This is a genomic window from Labrenzia sp. PO1 (assembly GCF_012273635.1).
Taxonomy (GTDB): Bacteria; Pseudomonadota; Alphaproteobacteria; order Rhizobiales; family Stappiaceae; genus Roseibium; species Roseibium algicola.
On record NZ_JAAXCR010000003.1, the window covers coordinates 387206 to 413908 of the forward strand.

General features: G+C 56.7%; 17 protein-coding genes. 6 read left to right on the top strand and 11 right to left on the bottom strand.

Annotated features, from left to right (window positions below; translation table 11 throughout):
• Nucleotides 1–169 precede the first annotated feature (169 nt).
• Complete coding sequence (locus HCG46_RS28595) at nt 170–9745, top strand: cadherin domain-containing protein (RefSeq protein WP_286185416.1); 9576 nt, start codon at nt 170–172, stop codon at nt 9743–9745.
• 112 nt (nt 9746–9857) lie between these two features.
• Here the strand turns inward: HCG46_RS28595 and HCG46_RS16810 are convergent, their stop codons facing one another.
• A complete protein-coding gene (locus tag HCG46_RS16810) occupies nt 9858–11141 on the bottom strand; it encodes an HlyD family type I secretion periplasmic adaptor subunit (protein WP_209009505.1) in 1284 nt (427 codons plus the stop codon).
• 292 nt (nt 11142–11433) lie between these two features.
• On the opposite strand from HCG46_RS16810, the gene paaG reads away from it, so the two are divergent.
• The 3 genes from paaG to paaK are packed head-to-tail and all read left to right on the top strand — an operon-like array spanning nt 11434 to nt 14015.
• Complete coding sequence (gene paaG / locus HCG46_RS16815) at nt 11434–12228, top strand: 2-(1,2-epoxy-1,2-dihydrophenyl)acetyl-CoA isomerase PaaG (protein WP_168686868.1); 795 nt, start codon at nt 11434–11436, stop codon at nt 12226–12228.
• Nucleotides 12229–12240: 12 nt separating this feature from the next.
• Nucleotides 12241–12666: a hydroxyphenylacetyl-CoA thioesterase PaaI gene (gene paaI, locus HCG46_RS16820; RefSeq protein WP_152510828.1), complete on the top strand. Its 426-nt coding sequence runs from the start codon at nt 12241–12243 to the stop codon at nt 12664–12666.
• Nucleotides 12667–12704: 38 nt separating this feature from the next.
• Nucleotides 12705–14015 (top strand): phenylacetate--CoA ligase PaaK, encoded by a 1311-nt coding sequence (paaK, locus tag HCG46_RS16825; protein ID WP_062491659.1) that lies wholly within the window; start codon nt 12705–12707, stop codon nt 14013–14015.
• Nucleotides 14016–14147: 132 nt separating this feature from the next.
• On the opposite strand, the gene paaZ is transcribed toward paaK, so the two are convergent.
• From paaZ to HCG46_RS16865, 8 genes are all read right to left on the bottom strand, one after another.
• Nucleotides 14148–16196, bottom strand: coding sequence for a phenylacetic acid degradation bifunctional protein PaaZ (gene paaZ, locus HCG46_RS16830; protein WP_168686869.1), 2049 nt, complete (start codon nt 16194–16196; stop codon nt 14148–14150).
• Between the two features lie 31 nt (nt 16197–16227).
• Nucleotides 16228–17301 (bottom strand): 1,2-phenylacetyl-CoA epoxidase subunit PaaE, encoded by a 1074-nt coding sequence (paaE, locus tag HCG46_RS16835; protein WP_168686870.1) that lies wholly within the window; start codon nt 17299–17301, stop codon nt 16228–16230.
• Between the two features lie 128 nt (nt 17302–17429).
• On the bottom strand, nt 17430–17942 hold the full coding sequence (gene paaD, locus HCG46_RS16840) for a 1,2-phenylacetyl-CoA epoxidase subunit PaaD (RefSeq protein ID WP_075283934.1): 513 nt from the start codon (nt 17940–17942) through the stop codon (nt 17430–17432).
• Between the two features lie 4 nt (nt 17943–17946).
• Entirely contained in the window at nt 17947–18723 is a 777-nt protein-coding gene (gene paaC / locus HCG46_RS16845; RefSeq protein WP_205838570.1) for a 1,2-phenylacetyl-CoA epoxidase subunit PaaC, read from the bottom strand.
• The gene (gene paaB / locus HCG46_RS16850) at nt 18723–19007 is read right to left on the bottom strand and encodes a 1,2-phenylacetyl-CoA epoxidase subunit PaaB (RefSeq protein WP_006933303.1); all 285 of its coding nucleotides are present in this window, start codon (nt 19005–19007) and stop codon (nt 18723–18725) included. Before paaB ends, paaC begins: the two co-directional genes overlap by 1 nt.
• A gap of 16 nt (nt 19008–19023) precedes the next feature.
• On the bottom strand, nt 19024–19506 hold the full coding sequence (locus HCG46_RS16855; RefSeq protein ID WP_022998700.1) for a DUF3291 domain-containing protein: 483 nt from the start codon (nt 19504–19506) through the stop codon (nt 19024–19026).
• A gap of 5 nt (nt 19507–19511) precedes the next feature.
• Complete coding sequence (gene paaA, locus HCG46_RS16860; RefSeq protein ID WP_168687195.1) at nt 19512–20504, bottom strand: 1,2-phenylacetyl-CoA epoxidase subunit PaaA; 993 nt, start codon at nt 20502–20504, stop codon at nt 19512–19514.
• A 129-nt stretch (nt 20505–20633) separates the two neighbouring features.
• On the bottom strand, nt 20634–21494 hold the full coding sequence (locus tag HCG46_RS16865) for a PaaX family transcriptional regulator C-terminal domain-containing protein (RefSeq protein WP_168686871.1): 861 nt from the start codon (nt 21492–21494) through the stop codon (nt 20634–20636).
• A 171-nt stretch (nt 21495–21665) separates the two neighbouring features.
• On the opposite strand from HCG46_RS16865, the gene HCG46_RS16870 reads away from it, so the two are divergent.
• Nucleotides 21666–22811 carry a zinc ABC transporter substrate-binding protein gene (locus tag HCG46_RS16870; RefSeq protein WP_168686872.1) on the top strand — a complete coding sequence of 382 codons (1146 nt, stop codon included), beginning with the start codon at nt 21666–21668 and terminating at the stop codon, nt 22809–22811.
• A gap of 81 nt (nt 22812–22892) precedes the next feature.
• Here HCG46_RS16870 and HCG46_RS16875 read toward each other — a convergent pair whose 3' ends face one another.
• Nucleotides 22893–24782 carry a L,D-transpeptidase family protein gene (locus tag HCG46_RS16875; RefSeq protein WP_209009506.1) on the bottom strand — a complete coding sequence of 630 codons (1890 nt, stop codon included), beginning with the start codon at nt 24780–24782 and terminating at the stop codon, nt 22893–22895.
• Nucleotides 24783–25313: 531 nt separating this feature from the next.
• Here HCG46_RS16875 and HCG46_RS16880 point away from each other — a divergent pair.
• The gene (locus tag HCG46_RS16880) at nt 25314–25790 is read left to right on the top strand and encodes a hypothetical protein (protein ID WP_022998705.1); all 477 of its coding nucleotides are present in this window, start codon (nt 25314–25316) and stop codon (nt 25788–25790) included.
• A 61-nt stretch (nt 25791–25851) separates the two neighbouring features.
• Here the strand turns inward: HCG46_RS16880 and HCG46_RS16885 are convergent, their stop codons facing one another.
• The gene (locus HCG46_RS16885; protein WP_055654172.1) at nt 25852–26406 is read right to left on the bottom strand and encodes a single-stranded DNA-binding protein; all 555 of its coding nucleotides are present in this window, start codon (nt 26404–26406) and stop codon (nt 25852–25854) included.
• Nucleotides 26407–26703: the final 297 nt, after the last annotated feature.

Below are 26703 nucleotides of genomic sequence, written 5' to 3' on the forward strand. Positions count from 1 at the left end.
TAGCTACTCGCTCAAACTGTGCTGATCGGGTTTAAAAAGCGTTTACCCTACGCCGTGTTTCCCGAATTTTATTAGAACTAAACTTCAGATTCTAAGAGGAATTTTGCGCTTTGTTAAGGACGCCGACGTTCATTGGCATTATCGGAAATTGTGCGGACGTGCGACCGAAATGGCAAGCGACACTCAGAATCGAGACTCCCAGGAAAACACCTCGTCAGAAGGTAACACTACGGAAACCAGGACGACCCTGAATTCCGATAGCATCCTGCATTCGGGGCTTCTCGATAATCGAGATGAGCATCTCGACAAGGCGCACGACTATCATCTCGACCAGGACATGGGCGAATCCATGGAACAGGTCAACGCCAACCTGCACCTTGGAAGCAACGAGGAAGAACAACGCTACGTCGAACAGGAAGACCCATCGTCCGGCACGCAAGGTATCGGGTTTGAGGATGATGGCACGGAGCTTTCTGCGCTTGAAGACAGCGATGCAGTCAATGCATACACTGAGCAATCTTCCGACAATTCAACTGGCACACAGGACTTTTCAGGGTCGAACAGCGACGATTTCCCGTTGGGTGGCGGTACGTCCGCAAGCATAGCTTCTGCTCTGGATGATGGATCGAACCAGACCTATTCGAATGGCTCTGCAACCAACCCGGGCGATGGCACTTTCAGTAGCCAGAATGGCCGAGTGCAGTCAGGCGCAGGTTTCGATGACGGCAACAACGACCGTGCTGCGGGCATCGTCGCTTCCGATTTGTCTGCGGTCACCGATATCGATGCAACTGAAAACGCCGTTGATGAAAATTCAGCAGTCGGATCTGCAACCGGAATTCGGGCAAACGCAACCGCCGCAGAAGGGGCCAGCGTAACCTACAGCCTCCTGGACGATGCGGGTGGTCTGTTCTCCATTGATCCCGAGACGGGCATCGTTACGGTAGCCGGTTCGCTCGATGCCGAAACGGCTGGAAGTCACCAGATCATCGTGCTTGCCACTGGATCCGACGGAGCGACGCAAACAGAAACCTTCACGATCAATATCCGTGACGTGAACGAATACGACGTCAGCCCGATCAGCACGGTCGGCGCTGTTGCGAACACAATTTCCGAAGGTGTAGACGGCGGCAGTCAGGCTGGCATCACTGTTGTTGCGACCGACCGGGACGTGAGCGACAGTGTCTCCTACTCCATAGACGACCCGCGCTTCGTCATCGATGACCAGGGTGTGGTCAGCATTGCCGAAGACGCCGTGTTTGACGCTGAAACCGAAGCGACTGTCTCCTTCACTGTGACCGCCACCTCCACCGACGGCTCGCAGTCCACGCAAAGCTTCACATTAAAGGTCGAAGACGAAAACGAATACGCTACGTCTGCAATTCAGGACACAGACACTTCCGCCAACACCATCGCGGAAGATGCTGCGGCTGGTACGCAGGTGGGCGTCACTGCATTCGCCGAAGACAAAGATGTAACGGACACCGTCTCCTACACCGTCGATGATCCCCGTTTCACGGTTGATGAGAATGGCGTCGTTCGAGTTGCGGATGGCGCGAGCTTCGATGCCGAGACTGAAGGGTCCATCGATATCATCGTGACAGCAACCTCGACCGATGGCTCAACCTCGGAAGAGACATTTACGATCGCGGTATCTGACGTCGATGAGTATGACGTCACCGCTGTTACCGATACGGATTCTTCCGACAACACCATCGCGGAAGATGCAAGCGCGGGCACTCAGGTCGGCGTGACCGCCCTGGCAACTGATTCAGACGCCACCGATACCGTCTCTTATGCTGTCAACGACAGCCGCTTTACCATCGACGAAAACGGAGTGGTTCGAGTTGCCGACGGTGCAAGCTTCGATGCCGAAACCGAAGGCTCCATCGATATCATCGTGACGGCGACCTCCACCGATGGATCAACTTCGGAAGAGACCTTCACGATCTCCGTTTCAGACGTTGATGAATATGACGTCACGGCTGTCACCGACACAGACGCATCTGCCAACACCATTGCAGAAGATGCTGTCGCAGGCACACAGGTTGGTGTCACCGCATTCGCCGAAGACAAGGACATCTCCGACACGGTCTCCTACACCGTCAACGACGCCCGTTTCACGGTGGACGAAAACGGCGTGGTTCGGGTTGCCGATGGCGCGAGCTTCGACGCGGAAACCGAAGGGTCCATCAACATCATCGTAACGGCGACTTCGACTGACGGTTCAACTTCAGAAGAAACCTTCACGATTGCAGTTTACGACGTCAACGAAAGCGCCGTGTCTGATGTTACCGACACGGATTCTTCGGCCAACACCATCGCGGAAGATGCAAGCGCAGGCACCCAGGTCGGCGTGACTGCACTGGCAACGGATTCAGACGCCACCGACACTGTCTCCTACTCCGTCGACGACGCACGATTCACTATCGATGAAAACGGCGTGGTTCGGGTTGCTGACGGCGCAAACTTCGATGCCGAAACTGAAGGGTCCATCGACATCATCGTGACGGCGACCTCGACCGACGGCTCGACCTCGGAAGAGACCTTCACGATTGCGGTTTCCGACGTCAACGAAAGCGCCGTGTCCGCTGTTACCGATACGGATTCTTCCCACAACACCATCGCGGAAGATGCGAGCGCTGGTACGCAGGTTGGCGTGACCGCTCTGGCAACTGATGCAGACGCCACCGACACGGTTTCTTATTCGATCAACGACACCCGTTTCACCGTTGACGACAATGGTGTGGTTCGGGTTGCGGATGGTGCGAGCTTCGATGCCGAAACCGAAGGCTCCATCGATATCATCGTAACGGCGACCTCCACCGATGGATCAACTTCGGAAGAGACCTTCACGGTCTCCGTTTCAGACGTTGATGAATATGACGTCACGGCTGTCACCGACACAGACGCATCTGCCAACACCATTGCAGAAGATGCTGTCGCAGGCACACAGGTTGGTGTCACCGCATTCGCCGAAGACAAGGACATCTCCGACACGGTCTCCTACACCGTCAACGACGCCCGTTTCACGGTGGACGAAAACGGCGTGGTTCGGGTTGCAGATGGCGCGAGCTTCGACGCGGAAACCGAAGGGTCCATCAACATCATCGTAACGGCGACTTCGACTGACGGTTCAACTTCAGAAGAAACCTTCACGATTGCAGTTTCCGACGTCAACGAAAGCGCCGTGTCAGATGTTACCGACACGGATTCTTCGGCCAACACCATCGCGGAAGATGCAAGCGCAGGCACCCAGGTCGGCGTGACGGCCCTGGCAACGGATGCTGACGCCACAGACACTGTCTCCTACTCCGTCGACGACGCACGCTTCACTATCGATGAGAACGGCGTGGTTCGGGTTGCTGACGGCGCAAGCTTCGATGCCGAAACTGAAGGGTCCATCGATATCATCGTGACGGCGACCTCGACCGACGGCTCGACCTCGGAAGAGACCTTCACCATCGCTGTTTCCGACGTCAACGAAAGCGCCGTGTCCGCTGTTACCGATACGGATTCTTCCGACAACACCATCGCGGAAGATGCAAGCGCGGGCACTCAGGTCGGCGTGACCGCCCTGGCAACTGATTCAGACGCCACCGATACCGTCTCTTATGCTGTCAACGACAGCCGCTTTACCATCGACGAAAACGGAGTGGTTCGAGTTGCCGACGGTGCAAGCTTCGACGCAGAAACCGAAGGGTCCATCGATATCATCGTGACGGCGACCTCCACCGACGGCTCGACCTCGGAAGAGACCTTCACGATCTCCGTTTCTGACGTTGATGAGTATGACGTCACCGCCGTGACCGACACAGACGCATCTGCCAATACCATTGCAGAAGATGCTGTGGCAGGTACCCAGGTTGGTGTGACCGCATTTGCCGAAGACAAGGACGTCACAGATACTGTCTCATACTCGGTGAACGATACGCGCTTCACTGTTGATGACAACGGTGTCGTCCGTGTGGCTGAGGGGGCGAGCTTCGATGCGGAAACCGAAGGTTCCATCGCCATTATCGTGACAGCGACCTCAAGCGATGGATCGAGCTCTAAAGAGACCTTCACAATCGCTGTTTCCGATATCAATGAAAGTGCCATCACTCCCGTAACTGATACGGACGCAACGGCAAATTCGATTACCGAAGATGCCGCCGCCGGAACGCAGGTTGGCATCACGGTTCTTGCGACCGACAGCGACATCACTGACACGGTATCCTACTCGGTAGACGATAACCGGTTCACGGTGGACGAAAACGGCGTTGTCCGCATTGCAGATGGTGCTTCTTTCGACTTTGAAAGCGAACCCAACATCACTCTGACCGTGACCGCGACGTCTTCAGACGGCTCCACGTCTTCGGATGCATTCTCGGTTTCAGTAACCGACGTTGCTGAAGACTATCAGCTCGAAGACGGCGGCCAGACCTTCACTGACGTTTCTGTCGCTGAAACCAGTATCACCGGCGGCTCCGGTGACGATACCATTGTGGCACACGCCGACGGTGGCAACGTCGATGGCGCAGATGGCAACGACACGATTTCCGGAAACAATGCTGCCGATACTCTTGCAGGTGGTGCGGGGGACGACAGGATTGAAGGTGGCGCCGGGAATGACACGATCTATGGTGAAAATGCACCTGTGTCCGGCACCTGGCACTACCAGGTTTATGATCACAACTTCAGCGGCGATGCCGGCCAGACTGTCGACATCTCCTCAGGCACGCTGATCGACGAGGGAACGACGGATGCGTTCGACCTGGACACAATTGTCCAGGGTGCGCGCGGGTCAACTGATAATCCTGAAGATTTTGGTGGCATTCTGACGTCCAACTTCACCGCCACAGATGGCGGCACCTATCGTTTCTCCACCCGCTCGGACGATGGATCCACCATCGAGATCTTCGATGCCTATGGCAACCGACTGACGTTCACCAACCAGAACGGTACGCAGACCGACTATCTCGACAACGATTACCACCAATCAGCGACCACCCGCTGGGCGGACGTTGATCTGGAACCGGGTGAGATCTACACCATTGTCGTCAAGGTCTGGGAGAACCAGGGACAAGAGGTTCTCGATGCAACGGTAACGCCTCCAGGCGGAACGTCAGTAGACCTGTTCACCTCCGATTTTGTCAGTGCGGCCGCGGTTATCCCGGGGGACGACACGCTGACGGGCGGTGCCGGCGACGATATGATTGACGGTGGGCTAGGTACTGACACAGCGGTCTACAGCGGCAATTTCGCTGACTACACCATTACCGAGAACGAAGGCATCTTCACCGTTACGGACAATCGTCCAGGTTCTCCCGATGGTACCGACACCGTCGTGAATGTTGAAAACTTCCGGTTTGCCGATGGCGATGTTCTTTCGGGCGATTTGATCGCGCAGGATATTTCTGCCGTTACCGACAAGGACAGCAGCGCAAACACGGTTGCGGAAGACGCTACTGCAGGAACGGCTGTCGGCGTCACCGCGTTCGCTGAAGATGGAAACACGTCTGATACTGTGTCCTACACCGTAGATGACGATCGCTTTGTCGTGGACGAAAACGGCGTTGTCCGGGTTGCGGATGGGGCCAGCTTCGACGCGGAAACCGAAGGTTCCATCGACATCGTTGTAACCGCCACGTCTTCAGATGGCTCGGCTTCCGAAGAGACATTCACGATTGCCGTGTCCGACGTTAACGAATACGACGTCTCAGCTGTTTCCGACACCGACGCCGCGACGAACACGATTTCCGAAGACGCATCTGCCGGGACACAGGTTGGCATTACAGCACACGCGAGTGACGCGGATATCACCGCGTCTGTGAGCTATTCCGTCGATGACAGCCGCTTTACTGTCGATGCGAATGGTGTCGTCCGTGTTGCCGATGGCGCCAGCTTCGATGCAGAAACCGAAGGATCCATCGACATTGTCGTGACTGCCACCTCCTCTGACGGTTCCACGTCGCAGGAGACCTTCTCGATTGCCGTTTCCGACGTCAACGAGGGCGCCGTTTCAAACGTCACCGATACGGACATCTCTGATAACACGATTTCTGAAGCAGCAACTGCCGGCACTCAGGTTGGCATCACGGCCCTGGCAACAGATGCAGATGCCTCTGACACGGTTTCTTACGCTGTTGATGACACGCGCTTCACAATCGATGAAAACGGTGTGGTTCGTGTTGCAGATGGTGCCAGCTTCGACGCAGAGACCGAAGGGTCCATCAACGTTACCGTGACCGCGACGTCTTCTGACGGCTCGACTTCAACGGAAACCTTTACCGTAGCGGTGTCTGACATCGACGAATTCGACGTTTCCAGCGTGACTGACGCAGACATCTCGGCAAACACAATCGCAGAAGATGCGACCGCAGGCACACAGGTTGGTATCACTGCGTCGGCAAGCGATGCCGATGTCTCGGATACGGTTTCCTATGCTGTCAACGACAGCCGCTTCACCGTGGACGAAAACGGCGTGGTTCGGGTAGCGGAAGGTGCGAGCTTTGATGCGGAAACCGAAGGGTCAATCGACATCATCGTGACGGCAACTTCAACCGATGGCTCAACCTCGGAAGAAACCTTCACGATCGCTGTTTCCGACGTCAATGAAGTTGCCGTATCTGCGGTGACCGACATCGATGCGACGGCCAATGGCTTCGCGGAAAATGCCGGAGAAGGCACCACTGTCGGTATTACTGTTCAGGCAACGGACAGTGATGTGTCCGACACGGTAACCTATACGGTGTCCGATAACCGGTTCACAGTTGGCGACGATGGCCTGGTAACGGTAGCCGCCGGGGCAACGTTTGACTACGAGAGCGAACCGACCATCAACCTGACGGTGACCGCCACGTCTTCTGACGGCTCCACGTCTCAGGAAACCTTTGCTCTTTCGGTTGCCGACGTCGCTGAAGCCTATCAGATGGCCGAAGGTCAAACGACCTTCACCGACACCGGCGTCGCCGAAACATCCATCACCGGCAACGACAGTGCCGACACAATTACCGCTCATGACGACGGCAGCACCATCTACAGCGGTGCAGGCGACGACACGATCTATGGCGGCGCAGGCAATGACACCATCATGTTCGGCGAAGGCAACGACGTCGTTTACGGCGGTGCGGGCGACGATTTCATCGATGATGAGCGTGGCACCCAGCCGAACACCGGTGACAACTACCTGGATGGCGGCGAAGGTAACGACACCATCTTTGGCGGCAGCGGGAACGACACACTGATCGGTGGCGCGGGCAACGATAGCCTGTCCGGCGAAAATGACGACGATACCCTTCAGGGCGGCTCAGGCAGCGACAAGCTGTACGGCGGCGCCGGAAACGACACGCTCGAAGGTGGGGCCGGCAACGACTATATCGACGGCGGAAGCGGTACAGACACCGCAATCTATTCCGGTAACCGTTCCGACTATACCGTTACCGAAAACGCGAACGGCACCTACACGGTAGTCGACAACCGCTCCGGCTCGCCGGACGGAACCGACACTGTCGTCGGAGTTGAGAACTTCCGCTTCGCGGATGGCGACATTCTTGCAGGCGATCTTGTCGCGAAAGATATTTCTGCGGTTTCGGATACGGACGGTTCTTCCAACAGCATCGCTGAGAACGCAGGTGCTGGCAGCACTGTTGGCGTAACAGCCTTTGCCGACGACGCGAACACCTCTGACAGTGTGACCTATACTGTCGATGACGACCGTTTCACGGTTGACGAAAACGGTGTGGTTACCGTCGCGAGCGGTGCGAGTTTCAATTACGAAACCGAGACGGAAATCACGATCACCGTTACGGCAACTTCCACAGACGGATCGACATCGCAGGAATCCTTCACGCTGGATGTCATGGATGTGGCAGAAGACCTGCAGCTTGCAGACGGCGGCGCCACCTTCACTGACACCGGTGTGTCTGAAACATCGATCAGCGGCGGGTCTGGCAACGACACGATCACGGCCCATGACGACGGTGGCAACCTTTATGGTGGCGCAGGTGATGACACGCTGATTGGTGGCTCAGGCAACGATACGCTGTCCGGTGGAGCGGGTTCCGACACGCTTCAGGGCGGCGATGGCGATGACACGTTGATTGCCGGCGACGGCGCTGCCCCAACAAACGGTGGAACCAATGCGGTTGGCGCCACCTACTCTCTCATCCACTTGGGAACCATGGCGGATGTCGACACGGATGAGAACAACGGCGTCAGCGAGAATGCCTCCAGCCTTCTGGGATCTTATGGCGATGCAGGTACCCCCCTCTACACACAGACGGTGAGAGCAACCGCAAACGACACCAATGGTGACGGAGTACTGGCGGACAACGATTTCAACGGCACGGCAGAGACCCTGACAATCGGTGGCACGAACTATGCTCTCGATTCCCTGCAGACCTTTGATGCGACCGTCACGTTCACGGACGGAACCACCGGAACCATCTCGGCGGTCGTCATTCAGCTCGACAATGGTGATGTCTATCTGGCTCCGGAATATATGTCGAATGCGGATTCCGACCTGCTTTCCAGCAAACCTATCGTTGGAATTTCACTTGATACGCTGACCATCAACGACGCTAGCATGTACGCCAACAGGCTTGACTCCGAATACCAGGTTCCAGGCGACACGCTCGAAGGCGGTGCAGGCAACGATACACTGATTGGCGGTGACGGGGCGGACATGCTGGAAGGTGGCTCCGGCAACGATACCATCGACGGCGGCAAGGGCGCGGATACCGCCATCTATTCCGGTAACTGGGAAGACTACAACATCGTCCAGAACGAAGATGGCAGCTACACGATTTCCGATCTTCGCTCCGGCGCTCCCGACGGTATCGATACGGTGTCCAACGTCGAGAACTTCAGGTTTGCCGACGGAGAAATCCAATCGGAACATCTGATCGATCGCCCAATTAGTGATGTGACCGATACCAACGCGTCCGCCAACACAATCCACGAACTGGATGGTGCCGGCACACAGGTTGGGATCACTGCTTTTGCCGACGACCCGAACGGCGATGCAGTTACCTACACTCTGAGTGACGACCGTTTCGAGATCGATGCTGACGGCAATGTCACAATTGCAGACCATGCGTTCTTCGACAGCGAGATTGAAAATTCGATCGATCTGACGATCACCGCCACTTCCGCGGATGGATCCCAGTCGAGTGAATCCTTCTCGATTGCCGTTACCGGCGAATATGACGTCACCTACAACGATACTGACGAAAGCAATACCGGCAGCGGTGCAGGCTACGACTATACGTACCACCTTGACGGCGCCGGCGGTGATGACGTTATCGAGGGCGGTTCAAACAACGACAGGATCGAAGGCGGCACAGGCAACGACAACATTTCGGCTGGTGACGGCCGCGACCTTATCTTCGGTGGCGACGGGCACGACAACATCAGCGGTGGCGCTGGAGATGATGTGATCATCGGTGGTCTTGGCAACGACAACCTGAGCGGTGGTGACGGTTCCGACCTGTTCATGTACGGCCTGGGCGACGGCAGTGACACCATCAACGCAGGCATGGGGGCCGGTTGGACTGACGTTATCGATCTGGGTGGTGGTCCAGGGATCACTGCCGCCGGCGAATACGGTACGGACTGGACAGTGACGATCACCAACGGCTCGATCGAGACAACAGACCTTGAAGGCGGCAGGCTCGACCTTTCCCAGGATGCCGATGGCTATATCGACTTTGCAGATGGCAGCCGTGTCAATTTCAACGATGTTGAGGAAATCCGCTGGTAGCTGATGTCACCGGACAGCGGTAACTGACGAAAAGCCCCGCCGGAAACGGCGGGGCTTTTCATTTATCTGCCAGCGACAGAATTCGGAAAATGAGATCTGGAAATGAGCCGGCTCAACGTTCGCTGAGCGGATCTCCGATTGCGCGGGTGACCGGCTTCAACATGTACTGGAGCACGGACTTGGACCCTGTGACGATCTTTGCGTCAACGACCATGCCTGGCGAGATTGTTTCAGCGCGCGCACCCTGCCCGATCGTGTTGGTTTTCAGCGGGATCATGGCCTTGAAATAGTAGTTGCCGTATTCGTCCCTGAAACTTGACGCCGAGATGACGGAAACTTCCCCCTTCAAGGTACCTTCGATATTCGGGTCGAAGGTCGTAACGGCGATTTCTGCTTCGTCACCGACATCCACATGGCCTATATCGCGCGGTGAAACACGAACCTCGGCAACAAGATCGCTATCGCTCGGCACAATTTCGGCAACCACATCGCCAGGCGCCAGTACACTGCCCGGACCTTTGAGATAAAGCGCCTTGATGTGCCCGCTGACCGGAGCTCGCACGAACAGTCGGTCGTACCGGTCTTTCTGTTTATCGGCTTCGAAAGTCAGCTCGCTGCGCTCCTGTGCAACCCGGCTGCGCTCTACGGCCTGCTCCTCTTCGGCTACGGCAATCGAACGTTCCAGGCTGGCGGTTGCCTCCGTCAACTGTGCTCGAACGCTGCCGCTCATACCGTTCAGTTCGCTCAAAAGGCTCTGGGCATTTTGAAGAGACGACTTGGCTTCCAGAAAGCGCCTCTTGGATGTGTAACCCTGTTCGAAGAGGTTTTCCTGGATCTTGTACTGTTCCTGCTGGATCTCGATCTGGGTTTCCTGCAGGGCTATCCGTTCCAGAATACTGGCTAGCTCCGCCTGCTTTTCACTCACCCTCGCCTTCAAGGCCTGCTGTTCTTTTTCCAGTGCCAGGCGTTGAGCGTCATAGGCAGCCTGTTGCGCTTCGCTGAAGCCTGCATCGGCGCCTAGTCTCAGACCATTGGCGGCACTGCCAAGACCCGGATTTCCGAGCCTCTGCTCTTCGGTCGCCAGAAACTTCAAGCGAGTCTGGACCTTCTCGAGATCACTTGACGCCGCGGTTTCCTGCAACCGAACGATGGGGGTGCCTATTTCAACCAGTTGGCCTTCCTGAACCAACACTTCTGCAACGATGCCACCTTCCAGGTGACCGACAGTCTGCACCTTGCCTGCCGGAACAATTTCCCCTGTCGCACTGGCGACTTCACGCACCTGACCGATTGCCGCCCACGCCAGAAAAGCCGCCGCAGTCAGCGACAAAACCTGCAGAACGCGCCGGTACGCGACTGGCGGCGGGCCTTCCTCAAGTTCAAGAGGAATGTCCAACGAAAAATTGTCAGCGGTGGTTTTACGGATAAACATGTTGCCCTAGCGCTGGCCGAAACTGGGCTAACTATTGACGATTAAAGTAAATATCAGCTGAATCGGGCTGACCATATTTTAAGCGCCTTTTCTCACAAGAGTTGAAAAGCGGACGTGTTGCCAGTGGCGAACCGACCAAAGTGATTTGGCGTACCGGAAAACTGCATTCTGCCTTTGACCAGAACGTTTCGTCGTGCATTAATGTCACAACATTATCGATTTTCATGCAAAAGATGTGATGCTTTGGGAGGGGCGCATGACAGACCGTGATACTGTGCTCGCTGAACAGCGGGATGGCTGTCTTTTTCTAACACTCAACAGACCGGACCGGCTCAATGCCTTCAACGAAGCCATGCATCATGCGCTTCGCAAGCATTTGACCACCGCAACGGAAGACAGCTCAATCAGGGCTGTGCTGCTGACCGGGGCCGGCCGCGCTTTCTGCGCTGGTCAGGACCTTTCCGATCGCGACATGCGCGGAGGTGGCGAGGCACCTGATCTCGGCGTAACACTCGAGACACTTTACAATCCCCTGGTTCGGCAAATCAGGGCTCTCAGAAAGCCTGTCATCTGTGCGGTCAACGGCGTTGCCGCGGGTGCAGGCGCCAATGTAGCGCTTGCCTGCGATATCGTCCTCGCCGCCCAGTCTGCCCGTTTCATCCAGGCTTTCTCCAAGATCGGCCTAGTTCCCGATTCGGGCGGCACATGGTTACTGCCACGCCTGATTGGAGAAGCCCGTGCGAAGGCACTCGCCATGACGGGCGAACCGTTGGGGGCCGAGACAGCTGCCACCTGGGGCCTCATCTGGAAGGCGGTTCCGGATACGGACCTCATGACGGAGGCCGGGACGCTGGCAACGCAGCTGGCCGCGGGGGCAACCACCGGCCTTGCGCTTACCAAGGAACTGATACAATCGGCAGCAGACCAGTCACTCGATCGGCAACTGGACGCCGAGCGCGATAGCCAACGTCAGGCAGGACGCACGAATGATTATCGGGAGGGCGTCACCGCTTTCCTTGAAAAGCGGTCCGCCCGATTTACCGGCGCTTGAACGAGGCACAGAATGACACCGGATGAATTTGCGCGCGCCTGCGCCGATCGCATGTGGTCGCAGGATACGGCGACACAGCACCTGGACATGAAACTTGAAGATGTACGTGCCGGACATTCGTCGATGGCGATGACGGTTACGAAGGCCATGACCAACGGCCACGGCATTTGCCACGGCGGCTATATCTTCACGCTCGCCGACAGTGCCTTCGCTTTTGCCTGCAACACGTACAACCAGGTTACGGTTGCCCAGCATTGCGACATCACGTTTCTGGCACCGGCCCATCTCGGAGACCGCTTGACGGCTACGGCCAGCGAGAAATCGCGTACCGGCCGATCCGGCCTCTACGACGTGACGGTGGCCAACCAGAATGGCACTGTCATTGCCGAATTCCGCGGCAATTCCAGAACGACCAAAGGTACAATCTTGCCGGAATGACGGCGAGCGGCCAGACGGGCTGCTCAAGGGAGGAAAATATGGAAAATCTGGCTCCGCGACCGGGAGATCTTGAGCCTATTGAAACAGCCAGCCGGGACGAATTGTCGGCCCTGCAGCTGAAGAGACTGCAATGGTCCCTCACCCATTCGTATGAAAACGTTCCGCTTTTCAAGCAACGCTTCGACGAGAAAGGCGTACACCCTTCCGACCTGAAGACCCTCTCGGACCTGTCGAAATTTCCGTTTACGACCAAGAGCGATCTCCGGGACAATTATCCGTTCGGTTTGTTCGCTGTCCCGCGCGACAAGATCGTACGCGTACACGCCTCCTCGGGCACGACCGGCAAACCGACGGTGGTTGGCTACACAGCCAACGACATCGACATGTGGGCCGGTCTCGTCGCTCGCTCCATTCGAGCCTCTGGTGGCCGTCCGGGTGACATCATCCATGTTGCTTATGGCTACGGTCTCTTTACCGGCGGACTGGGCGCCCACTACGGCGCAGAAAAGCTAGGCTGCACGGTTGTTCCGGTCTCCGGTGGCATGACGGAACGCCAGGTGACACTTATCCAGGACTTCAAACCGCGCATCATCATGGTGACGCCGTCCTACCTCCTGTCCATTCTGGATGAATTCCGGCGGCAAGGCATCGATCCTCGGGAAACGTCGCTTGCGACGGGGATCTTCGGCGCCGAACCCTGGACCAACGCAATGCGCAAGGAAATCGAAGACGCGTTCGACATGCATGCTGTCGACATCTACGGCTTGTCGGAAGTGCTTGGACCGGGCGTTGCCAACGAATGCGTTGAGACGAAGGACGGTCTCCACATCTGGGAAGACCACTTCTACCCGGAAATCATTGATCCGGTGACCGGCGACGTTCTGCCGGACGGCGAAATTGGAGAGCTGGTCTTCACCACGCTTACCAAGGAAGGCCTGCCAATGGTCCGCTACCGCACGCGCGACCTGACCAGGCTCCTGCCCGGCACGGCCCGGTCCATGCGGCGAATGGAAAAGATCACCGGTCGATCTGACGACATGATCATTCTGCGCGGCGTTAACGTATTCCCGACCCAGATCGAAGAACAGATCCTGAAATGCGAAGGCCTGTCGCCGCATTTCCAGATAGAGCTTTCCCGATCCGACCGCCTGGATGTCATGACAGTGCACGTCGAAGCCCTGCCGACAGCAGCAACAAGTGACGCACGTCAGGCATCGGCGAAGGAACTCTCGCATCACATCAAGAGCGTGGTCGGCGTATCCGCAAGGATCGATGTTGCCGAGCCCGGCAAAGTGGAACGTTCCGCCGGCAAGGCAAAGCGGGTCGTCGACAACAGACCCAAGGAATAAGGGAACACGCAGGCCAGGCGTCCGGAGGACGTTTCTCCAAGACATCAAAGTCAGCCGGTCCTTTCCAGACCTTTCGCCAAAGAAAAAGGCCACCTGATCAGGTGGCCTTTTTCATTTGGATATGTGGTTGTCTTACGCAGACATCGGCCATTCCTTGGCGACCAATGTCAGAACGTCGTACTGGGCAACAGCTTCATCATTCTGGTTGGTCACAAGACAATCCCACCGCACTTCGCCATAGTCTGCTGAAATACGCGGCGAAATCTCCTTGGCGGTCAACTGAACCTTGAGTGCATCACCTGCGTTCACCGGCGTCATGAAACGCAGATTATCAACGCCGTAATTCGCCAGCACCGGACCTTCATCAGGATCGACGAACAGACCGGCGGCGAAGGAAACAATCAGATAGCCATGTGCCACGCGGCCTTCGAAGAACGGGTTCCGTTTCGCGGCGGCTTCATCCATATGCGCATAGAAGGTGTCGCCGGTGAACTTGGCAAAATGCTCGATATCTTCCAGGGAAACTTCCCGTGCCCCGGTGTTCAGCTGATCGCCGATCTTGAGGTCGGCCAATGACTTGCGGAACGGGTGCCGGCTGTCTTCCTGACCTGGTGCACCGGAAATCCAGCGGCCGGTCACTGCGCCCAGCAAGGCGGGCGTTCCCTGGACCGCCGTCCGTTGCATGTAATGCTTGACCGAGCGAAGGCCGCCAAGTTCTTCGCCGCCACCTGCCCGGCCCGGTCCGCCGTGCACAAGCATGGGCAAGGGAGAACCATGTCCGGTTGAAGACTTTGCACTCTTCCGATTGCCGATCATGACGCGTCCATGGAAAGGCGCCATGCCGAGAACGGCTTCCTCGGCAACCAAGGGGTCGTTTGTGAACAGCGAGGCAACAAGAGAGCCCTTGCCCTTGTGGGTGAGTTCGACCGCTTCCTCCAGCTCGTCGTAGGGCATCAATGTCGCAACCGGTCCGAACGCTTCGACCGAGTGAACCGCTTCTGCGCTCATCGGGTTGGCGCAATGCAAAAGTACAGGAGCCGCGAACGCGCCGGTTGCGGGGCTTGAGCCCGCAAGATCGGAGACGATCTCTGCTTCCACCTTCAGATCACTTACCCGCGCAAGCACTTCCTCACGCTGACCGGCTGAAGCGAGTGGCCCCATCGACACCGCTTCGTCTCGCGGATCTCCGATCACAGCCTTCCCAAGCCTCTTGCCGAGTGCATCTGCGACCGCATCGGACAATTTACGCGGCACGATGACCCGTCGGATCGCAGTGCACTTCTGCCCTGCCTTCACGGTCATTTCCCGGGCAACTTCCTTGACGAAGAGGTCAAATTCGGGATCTTCGGGGCTGACATCCGGGCCCAGAACCGCAGCATTGAGGCTGTCGGCCTCCATGGAGAAGCGAACGGAATTCTGCACGATTGCCGGGTTCCGACGCAGCATTTGCCCGGTGGCGGCGGATCCGGTGAAAGTAACAACATCCTGTCCCGTGACATGGTCGATCAGATCACCCGCCGACCCGCAAAGAAGCTGAAGCGAGCCTTCAGGAAGAATGCCGGTCGCCAGTATGTGGCGAACCATCAGCTCGGTCAGATAAGCAGTCTGGCTGGCAGGCTTGACCAGGCAGGGTACGCCCGCGATCAGGGCGGGTGCGATCTTTTCCAGCATTCCCCAGCAGGGGAAGTTGAAGGCGTTGATATGAACGGCAATACCGCGCAGTGGTGTCAGCACATGCTGCCCTGAAAAACTATTGTCCCGCGACAGCGGCTCCACCGCACCTTCGACGAACACCCGGGTGTTCGGCATCTCGCGACGGGCTTTGGAGGAATAGGCGAACATGGTGCCAATGCCGCCTTCAATATCGATCCAGCTGTCCTTGCGCGTTGCCCCGGTGGCAAAACTCTCCTGGTAGAAGATTTCCTTTTGCTCGGTCAGCGCCTGCGCCAGGGTTTTCAGCATCAAGGCGCGCTCGTGGTAGGTCATCTTGCGCAAGGCCTTGCCACCGGTGTCACGCCCCCAGGCAAGGGCCTCGGCAAGGTCCAGACCGGATGCGTCAATCGCGGCGACAGGCGCACCGGTTGCAGCGTCAAGCAGCGGCTTTCCCTCGGCCTTGCCTTGCCTCCAGCTGCCAGCGAGATAGCTTTCCAAAACGCGGACTTTTTGCGGATGAACGGTCATATCGAATTCCAGTTCTTGAAACGGAATGGTCTCAGGCGTCGTAAGTCACGACGAGGCGTTTGGTCAGCGGCCGCGACTGGCATGTCAGAACGTAGCCATCCCGAATTTCGTCGTCTTCCAGAGCATGATTGGCCGCCATTTCGACCTCACCTTCCAGCACCTTGCCGCGGCATGTGGAACACACGCCTGCACAGCAGGAATATGGTGCATCGATGTTGTGACGATGCGCTGCTTCCAGAATGGTCTCGCCCGGTTCCATGTGGATTTCCCGCGTGGTGCCGTCGATGGTCAACCGAAGATCGGCCTCCTTCGCTGAACCATCGATGACCTCCGGCCGCAGCCGTGCCGGCAAGCGTCCCGGCTGGTCGGATTTGAACAGTTCCTGCCGTATCTTGTCCGCCGCGACACCGCGCGCTTCCAGGCTGCCACGAACGGTTTCCATCATTCCGTGAGGGCCGCAAAGAAAAGCAATATCAATGTCCTGAGGATCGATCAGCGTATCGAAGAGATCGTTCAGCTTCTCCTCATCGACGCGGCCGGAAAACAGCTCGGTGTCCTGCGCATCGCTTTTGAGAATGTGGATCACGTGCAGGCGACCGAGATACCGGTTTTTCAGATCCTCCAGTTCCTCTCGGAACATGATCGAGGATATCTGCCGGTTGGCATAGACCAGTGTGAATTGAGAATTCGGCTCGCGGGCCAGTACTGTCTTCAGGATCGACAGGATCGGCGTGATGCCAGACCCGCCGGCGAAACCGACATAAAAACGCGCGAGATCCGGTTCGATCGGGGCGTTGAAGCTGCCGAGTGGTGGCATGGCCTCGACCATGTCTCCCGGCCGCATGCTTTCATGTGCCCAGCAGGAAAAAGCCCCTCCGTCGACGCGCTTGATCCCGACCTTCAGGGCACCGTCTTCGGTCCCGGCACAGATTGAATAGCAACGGCGCACCTCGTGTCCGTCGAAGTCACGCCGGAAGGTCAGATATTGCCCCTGCTCGAAACGGAACAAATCCTGTTCCTCCGACTGCGGCTGAAGGGTCACAACGACCGAATCTCTTGTATCCGGCGTTACGTCAGTCACTGTCAGCGCATGAAACCGCGACATGCATGTCCTCCCGAAACATGATCTGCTGCACCCTGCCGATATCGGCAAAAACGGATGCTCAAATAACTCAGGACAACCAATGGAAGCATTTCACCTTCCCGCGCGTCCCAACTAATTGAAGTGCCCTCTCAGTGGCACTTGAAGTAATCGAATGGCTCCAGGCACGACCGGCAGCGATAAGCCGCCTTGCAGGGCGTGGAGCCAAACTGGCTGACCTTTTCCGTGTTTTCCGAACCACAGCGCGGACAGGCGACCTGAAAGCTCCCCTGACCTGTCAGCCGCGCGACCCTTCCGGCTGCCGAACTGTCCGAACGGGTTCCGTCTACCGGCGGTGCAATGCCGTAGGCACGCAATTTCGCCCGGCCTTCCTGCGTCAGCCAATCGGTTGTCCAAGGCGGGCTGAGCTGCTGCTCAAGACGCACCTTGGTAACGCCGCATTCCAGCAACTTGGTTTCAATGTCCAGATTGATCACCGCAGTTGCCGGGCAGCCGCTGTAGGTCGGCGTGACGGTTACAACAAGCGTTTCGTCTTGCCAGGAGACATCACGAATGACGCCCAGGTCCGTCAGCGACAGAACCGGAATTTCCGGATCAGGGATCTCGGAAAGCCATTGCCAGACCGTGTCCATGGAAACAGGCATCGGATCACCAGGTTGCGCCAGGATAGGCCCGCTGCAGGAACTGCATTTCTGCCAGCATGTGCCCCAGGTGTTCGGAATGACGACCAGTCAAGCCGCCCATATGGGCGAAGTCGCTTTCCGGAAGGGTAAGCGTAGCTTCATCCAGAACAGCTTCGACTGTTTCTTTCCATTCCGCTTTCAGGGAGGCGGCATCTGGAGCAAGCCCAGCTTCCGCCATCGCGGTGTCGATGGCATCACTGGCGAACATTTCACCTGTGTAGGACCACAACGCATCAAGAGCCTGCTGCATGCGGCGATGGCTCTCTTCAGTACCGTCTCCTAGACGGATCACGAGGTCCGCGGATCGGTCGAGATGGTAGGCAACCTCCTTGCCAGCCTTCGCAGCAATGGCAGCGATCCGCTCGTCCTTCGAGCTTTTCAGGGCCTCGAGCAACGGAACCTGATAGGCATCGATCAGGAACTGTCTCATCAACGTCTGGCCAAAATCACCATTTGGCTGTTCGGCCAGCAGGAAGTTGCGAAAGTCCCAGGCGTCCCGAAGGTAAGCCAGCTCATTTTCGCCGCGTCCCTTACCTTCGACCTCACCGGCAAGCCCCAGCCACATGCGCGCCTGTCCGATTAGGTCGAGAGCGACATTGGCGAGTGCGATATCTTCTTCCAACACAGGAGAATGCCCGCACCATTCAGAAACGCGGTGCCCCAGAACAAGCGCGGTATCGCCTCTGCGCAGCAACCATTCGAAGAGAGTGTCGCGTGCGATTAGTTCGTCTTTTCTGGTCATCACATTTTTCCGACTTCATCCGGAATGTCGTAAAAACTTGGGTGACGATAGATCTTGTCCATGGACGGCTCGAACAAGGCATCCTTCGCGCCCGGATCAGAAGCAGTGATCTGTGCCGACGGCACGACCCAGATCGAAACGCCTTCCTTGCGGCGCGTATAGACGTCGCGCGCATTCTTGATTGCCATTTCAGCGTCCGGTGCATGCAGTGATCCTACATGGCGATGATTGAGACCATGCTGGCCGCGAATAAAGACCTCCCAGAGGGGCCATTCCTTTTTCATGATTTCCTCCGAAATGTCAGGCTGCAGAACTTGAGCATCGTGCCGACCGCCACAGATTGGCGTCTTTCACATGCTCCCAGCCGAAGGCAAGATCCGTTGACCCGTGCTCGTTCAGATAGTCGAGCTTCTGCCAGGCCTCTTCGAGCGTTGGCACATGGCCAGCGGCGACCGGCCACATGACAAAATGCATGCGCTCCATCACTTCGAACCATTCCGCCCGTCGGTCGTAGATGCGTTTGTGAACGGTCTTGAACACGAAGTTTTCCAGAGACCCGACGTCCGTCCATACCGAAAGGTTCGGTATGACCAACGGGTCGCTTTCGCGCGTCATGGAAACCGCGTTGCCGGCCTCATCCTTCAAGCGCCAGACAAAACCGTTGCTGCGTTCGGCGGCGGCGTTTACCCGGTTCAGATTGTTGACGAAATCGGCAATCCGCGGATCGTTGATATCGTAACGGAGCCGAGCCACATTCAATTCGGCCAGATGAGTTTCGGTCATGGCGCTTACTCGGCCGCGGTTCTGGTAGCGACCCGCTTGTCAGCATGCGCCATCAACCCGTCACGCACCCAGGCACCATCTTCCCAGGCCGTCACCCGGGCTTCCATGCGTTCCCGGTTGCATGGACCATTGCCCTTGAGAACTTCGAAAAACTCGCTCCAGTCCGGTTCGGAAAAATCGTAGCCGCCCTTTTCCCCGTTCCACCTGAGGTTCTCGTCAGGAACTGTCAGTCCGAGATACTCAGCCTGGGGAACGGTCTGATCGACAAACTTCTGACGCAGCTCGTCGTTGGTGTTGATCTTGATCTTCCAGGCCATCGACTGGGCGGAATGGACAGAGTCCTTGTCGGACGGACCGAACATCATCAACGACGGATACCAGAACCTGTTCAAGGCATCCTGCGCCATGCGGCGCTGCGCTTCCGAACCCTTCGCCATCTTCATCATGATGTCGTAGCCTTGGCGCTGATGGAAGCTTTCTTCCTTGCAGATACGGATCATCGCCCGCGAGTACGGCCCGAAGGACGTCCGCTGCAACGGCACCTGGTTCATGATCGCCGCGCCGTCCACCAACCATCCGACGGCACCGATATCGGCCCACGTCAGGGTTGGGTAATTGAAGATCGAGGAATATTTCATTTTGCCGGCATGGAGCAGCTCGATCAACTCGTCCCGGCTGACGCCGAGGGTTTCAGCTGCACAGTAGAGGTAAAGGCCATGGCCTGCCTCATCCTGAACCTTGGCGAGCAGGATTGCCTTGCGCTCGAGTGTAGGCGCACGGGTTATCCAATTGCCTTCCGGCAACTGGCCGACAATTTCTGAATGAGCATGCTGACCGATCTGACGGATCAGGGTCTTGCGATAGCCTTCCGGCATCCAGTCCGTGGGTTCGATTTTCTCACCACGGTCAATGCGTTCCTGAAAGGATCTTTCCTCGTCAGTCATCTCCGCGAGAGAGAGAACTTTGGTCGAGTCGGTTTTTACCATCTGGGCATACATGACGCCTCCTTTCGTCATGTTGAATTTCCAAAAGGATACCTCACAAAACATCACAGAAAAAGCATGAAATTAATTATTTTTGTGATGTTTTGTCGCCTGTTTCAGATAATTGCCGAAACACACTATAATTCAATCAGTTAGGGAAAGTGACCGCATGCGTTCCTGCACCGCATCCGGTGTGGCCGGTAGTGGACCGTCCTGATTCAACAAGTTCCGACCGATGTAACTGTCGGCTGCCGGAGAAAGGCCCGCGTAGAGCGCTGCGAATAACGAACGCGCTTCGTATCCGGCCCAGTCTGCCGGCAAGACCGAGCGTGGCAGGCGGGGATCCCGCAGGCGAATGCCGCGATAGGCATGCACCAATGCCAGTCGGAACAACAGTGCAGACGGAGGTGCAACACCATCTGCGATCAGGTTCTGCATGGGTTTGAAGTGGGAGACAAAGCCTGTGTAGTCCCGAGCCAGCAGCTCCAGTCCGAAGGAGGAAGCAGCTATTTTTTCCAGTTCACCTGATTTCAGGTTCAAAGCCGACGCGCGAAACGCGGTACCAAGGACGGGGCGTCCCGGTCTGTCGGCGCCGATGTAGACATTCCCCTCAAGTGACGCGAAACCAAACCGCATCAGAACGGCCTGATCCGCGGCTTCCGTACAACGAGTCAGCAGCCAGCCACAATCCGGATCCTCAGGGCCATAAAACAAGTCTGCAGCCAGGTGATATTCTTCCCGGGCATCCGGTGTCAGGGCATAAAAGCTTCGCCTGCCTTCCCGCTCACCTTTCAACTGACCTTTTGAAACCAGGCGAGACACTGCTGTCCTGACAAGCGATTCATTAACGCTGAAGCCGGTACAAAGGCTGATCAGGTCTCCCATCCAAAGCACACCGCCACGCGGTTCAACGATGTCGCCGTAGATGGTCACGATCAGCTGCGCAGCCTTGGGCGGAAAAGGCCGCAGGAAACTGTCAGCAAGTATTTCAGTTCCGGTGTGCATGAAGCTTCTGATCCGTCAGCATTTTTCTAAAGCTTATCTGTACGGCGGCTGCAAACCAAGATGTTGACGGATGCTCTCGACAACATTCCGGCGAAAGTGGACTTGAAAACCCGTCTTTTGAACGTTATAAAATTACACGTTATAAAATTACATCATCCTGAAGGCCTACCTATGCCCCTCACCTTCTCCGCCATCAAGAACAGCGCCTACAGGTCACTTTATCTGACGGCTCCCGCCGCAGCAGCACTTGTGACCCTGACAGTGAATGCGCACGCCGACGCCCCCAGTGTCGTCACGTCCATCAAACCGATCCATTCCATCGCATCGGCCGTTATGGAAGGTGTCGGGACGCCCTATGTCCTTGTCGACGGTGCCTCCTCTCCTCATGGCTATGCGCTGAAACCGTCGCAGGCGTTTCTACTTCAGGGAGCCGATGTGGTGTTCTGGGTTGGGCCAGAACTGGCTCCCTCGCTCAAGAAGCCGATCGAAACCATGGCCAAGAATGCTGTAACGGTCGAACTGATCGATGCGTCTGGAATTCATCAACTCGACATCCGCGAAGGTGCCAGCTTCGACGCCCATGATCACGATCACGACGATGGGCACAGTGGCGAAGAGCATGCGCATGATCATGCAGAAGAAGATGACCACGACCACGCCGGCGGCGAACATGATCACGAAGAGGGCGAACATGAACATGCCGGCCACGAACATGATGACGACGACAGCCACGCCGAAGCCCATGACCACTCGGGTCACGACCACGACGCAGAGCATCAGCACGCGGCACACGGGGCTGTCGATCCGCATATCTGGCTGAACCCGGAAAACGGCATAGAGATCGCAAAAATCATGGCAGATACCCTGGCGAAACAGGATCCTGCCAACGCCGAAATCTATAAAAAGAATGCAGCGGCTTTTTCCAAGCGGATCGCGTCACTCGATCAGGACATTTCCGCTGAACTGGCTCCGTTTGCAGACAAAAAGTTCATCGTCTTCCACGATGCCTATCATCATTTCGAACATCACTATGAAATCGAGGCCAGTGGATCGGTTACCGTTTCTCCGGAAGCTCTGGCGAGTGCAGACCGAATTCAGGAAATCCAGGGCAAGATCAGGGACCTCGGCGTAAGCTGTGTTTTTCAGGAACCGCAATTTGACGCAAAGCTGGTTTCGGTTGTTCTGGAAGGCAGCAGCGCACGGTCAGGTACGCTTGACCCGCTGGGCACCGATCTTGAAAATGGCCCGGACCTTTATCCGCAACTTCTGAAGGGGCTCTCAAGCTCTCTGAAGGAATGCCTCGGCGGCGCCTCCTGATATTGCCTCTTGGAGAGGGCAAACAAAAAAAGCCGCCGGAGGTCACCCCTTCGGCGGCTTTTGTTGTTCTGCTATCCCAGATCAGGACGTTCTGACTTTTTCCCGCTCTGCTTCTGTTTTCTCGATGGCCTTCAACAGATGCATGTCCCTGTCGTAGACGTCGGTATAGAAGGCAACCGTCCCGTCCAGCTCAGGCCACGCCGTGAAATAGGACACATAAACCGGAATATCACCGGTCACCTGTTCTTGCTGGTTCTGACCGCCCGAAATACGCGAGCTCACGTAATCCTTGGATTTGCCGAGAACCGCAGCGGCCATGGCCTTCGGATCCTGCAGACGGATGCAGCCATGGCTGTATGCGCGCATATCCTTGTTGAAGAGGTTCTTTGACGGCGTATCGTGCATGTAGATGTGATGCCTGTTCGGGAACAGGATCTTGACTTCGCCAAGCGCGTTCGAGCTGCCCGGATACTGGCGGACGTTGACCGATTGCTGTTTGGAAGCAACCGCGTACCAGTCGACTGCGGAAGACGAAACCTGCCGGCCGCCTGGTGTCGTTACTTCATAACCGGCGCGGTCGAGATAACTCGGGTCGTTGGCCAGTTTCGGCAGCATTTCGTTGACAATGATCGAATACGGCACGCCCCAATACGGATTGTACTCAACGATTTCGATCTTGTCGTAGAAGAAGTTGGTCTGATTGGATTTCTTGCCGACTACCACCCGCATGCTCAATGGAGCTTCGTCAGGCGCGGTATAGGTCGCGGTGAAGGCAGCCTGGTTGATGAAAACCTTGCGTTCGCCGAGCTCTTCGGGAAGCCAGCGGCTGCGCTCCATGGCCAGTTCGACCTTGGCGATCTTCGCCGCGTTGGTTTCGCCGACCATCGCGTTGATGGTGTTCTTGCCGATGATACCATCCGGCGTGAGCTTGGCTTCCTTCTGGAAAGCCTTCACCAGCTCAACGAGTTCCGGAGAATAAAGTTCAGCGCCATCATAGGCAGTCAGCGTCTCTTCATGAGCCGACTTGAGTTCCTCCGAGCCGTTCTTGGCGATCGCGGCGACGATGTTCTTCATTTCCGGGCTGGATTTGCCAGCCTTCAGGAATGTGCCGGGCGCGATGACGATCTGGTCGGCGTCTTCATCTTCTGCTCGCAGGCGGGCCAACTCTTCGGTCAGCTTGCGGAAATGTTCACTCTGAGGCTGCGCTTTGGCAACTGCTGTTTCGGCATTGGCCGCTGCCTTGAAGCCTTCCAGGGCTGCAACGAGATCGACTTCATGCCTTGGCAGATCGTGATATTCGGAAATCCGGTTCGGATCGACACGGCCGCGCCTGGAATCCAGAACATATGTCAGAACGGCTGCACTCATCTCCATCTCGAACCGCATCGTAGCGGCATCGAGTGCCTCACCTTCAAGACCTTCAGTTACGGGAAGATCGACGACATAGTCTTCCGGGTTCAGCGCAAATTTGCCTGTTTCAGCGAGACTGCTGCGGACCGCGATTGCCTTTTCTGTCGGCTTACCGTCTTTCACCCAGACGAAATCGGGATGCTCACGATAGAATGAAATGACTGCAGAACCCACTTCCGGAAGGACGGTGAGCGACATGTCTTTCAATGCCGGACGCGCCGTGTCGAATGCGGTCAGAACGACCGGAGCCTGTGGCAGGCTATCGCTTTCGGTGCTCGGGGCATCCGTCGTTTCAACGGGCTGGACATCAGGCTTCACCTCGGCGGACTTGATCTCCGACAGCTCAGCCAGCGAAACCTTCTTCCAGCTGTCGGCCGTGTAATTGAGGTAGCGCGGCGCAGAGACCTTTGCGGTAACGACCTTCTTGCTAAGATCCTGCTGGCGCTCACGCTCCTGCTGTCGGCGATGCGCTTCCGGATTGAACAGACGCTGGAACAACCCCTGCGCGGAAGCAGGCTCTACCGAGACCAGGTTAAAACCGGAAAAAAGCACCGTTGCCATCAAGCCAGCCCTGAGGGACGTCCCCAGGACAGAACGTTTCGGTTTTTTCCTGGTACATTCGCTCAGTGCCATTGCATTCGCTCGCATTGTCTAAACCCGCTTATTTTAAATCTTTTCGAACCTGACGCCTTGCCCAAGTCACCAGGGTTTTATTGCTTCCCTGCAAGGATCGAAGGCTGTTCGGCATATCCGCCGAGGATGTTCTACATCCGAGCGTGATATGGCAACGCAGTTACCGTGCAACCGGGCCCCGCGACCCGATTCCCGGAAACTGCGCCCGTAAACCGTTTGATACTATAACAGGGTTCATCAGATGGTTAAGAGGCGCCGTCCTACACAGGTTTGAAATCAGTCGACTGTGACGATTTTGCCTCGTTGCTGACAGGACAGCTGCCCACCATCACGGTGCCAGAAACGACAGAACTGCGGCTGTTTGGAAAAACAACCTCGCGTGATTGGCATCACGCCACCTTCTTCATCAAAGGCGTATCTACGGCTTCACGAGTACGTGAGACATTACCGGAGAGCCAAATGCCGTTTCAATTCAATGTTGGTGACCATTCGTCACCGATCTGGAAATACACAAGTTTCAACTCTTCCCAGTATTCAAAGCTGAAATGGGCCAGAAACAAGCTTTTCAAGATGGTCAAGAACAACCCAGGATGTAATGCCTATTTCCGGACGCTGCCCAAGGGGCGAAGCTTGTCAGACATGATCAACGACAGCTCGATTTGGGTGAATTACGGACCGACCATTTCACCGCTACATGGGGAAATCCACGTTCCTTCCGGGGAAATCGCGGTTGGTGACCGGGCCTTTAAAATGGGCAGGTGGATGGTGCTGGCCACCATCATTCATGAATTCGCGCATCACAACGGCGCCCCGATTACGGGTGGCGACACACGCGCAGAAGAAGCCGTCTATCACTGCGGTCTCGGCAGTGCGAAGGAATATTACGACGGCGTTGATGACCCGAACACGCCTTACGACCCGAACGTCGGCGGTTGATCAACATACCCTGGTGCGCGGCCCCAAAGCATGGGACCGCACCCGGTAGGGCAGAAAAAGATCAGAACGGAATTTCGTCGTCCATAGGGCCGCCACCGCCACCGGACGGACCGCCGTAACCGCCACCGCTGCTGGAACCGCCGCCATAGCCACCACCGAAATTCCCGCCGGAACCGGAACCGCCGCCGCCGAAGCCACCTCCGCCACCGCCTTGTGAGTCATTGCCGTAATCGGGAAGACCGCCGGATGCACCACCACCTTCGCCGCGGCCGTCAAGCATGGTCAGGTTGGAGTTGAAACCCTGCAGCACGATCTCGGTGGAGTACCGGTCCTGACCGGACTGATCCTGCCATTTGCGGGTCTGAAGCTGGCCTTCGAGATAAACCTTTGATCCCTTGCGCAGATATTGCTCCGCAACTTTGCAAAGACCGTCGTTGAAGATCACGACGCGGTGCCACTCCGTCTTTTCACGACGCTCACCGGTGTTGCGGTCGCGCCAGGATTCCGACGTCGCAATCCGGAGATTGGCGATCGGGCGGCCATCCTGCGTACGGCGGATTTCCGGGTCTGCTCCCAGATTGCCGACCAAAATTACTTTGTTGACGCTGCCCGCCATACTGAACTCCTGTTTGTTTTTCGTTGACCCCGCCGACGATGTTCGTGTGCTTCTCCGGCACGTGTCGATAAACGGTCAACGTTGCAAGCTTTGCTGCTAGAAACCAGAACCCTAACGGCACGCCAACAGCTTCGCCGCTATTTTCGCCAGGCTTCACTCATTTTCCACAAGGCAACTTACAAACTGCCGCCTGGTTCATCCGCCTAAAATTCGAGCAAAGTCGACAGACACAATCCTTGATTGCACCTAGTTACAATTTGCTCCACTTTTGTTCCAATCAAGCCCCGATTTTTCTGT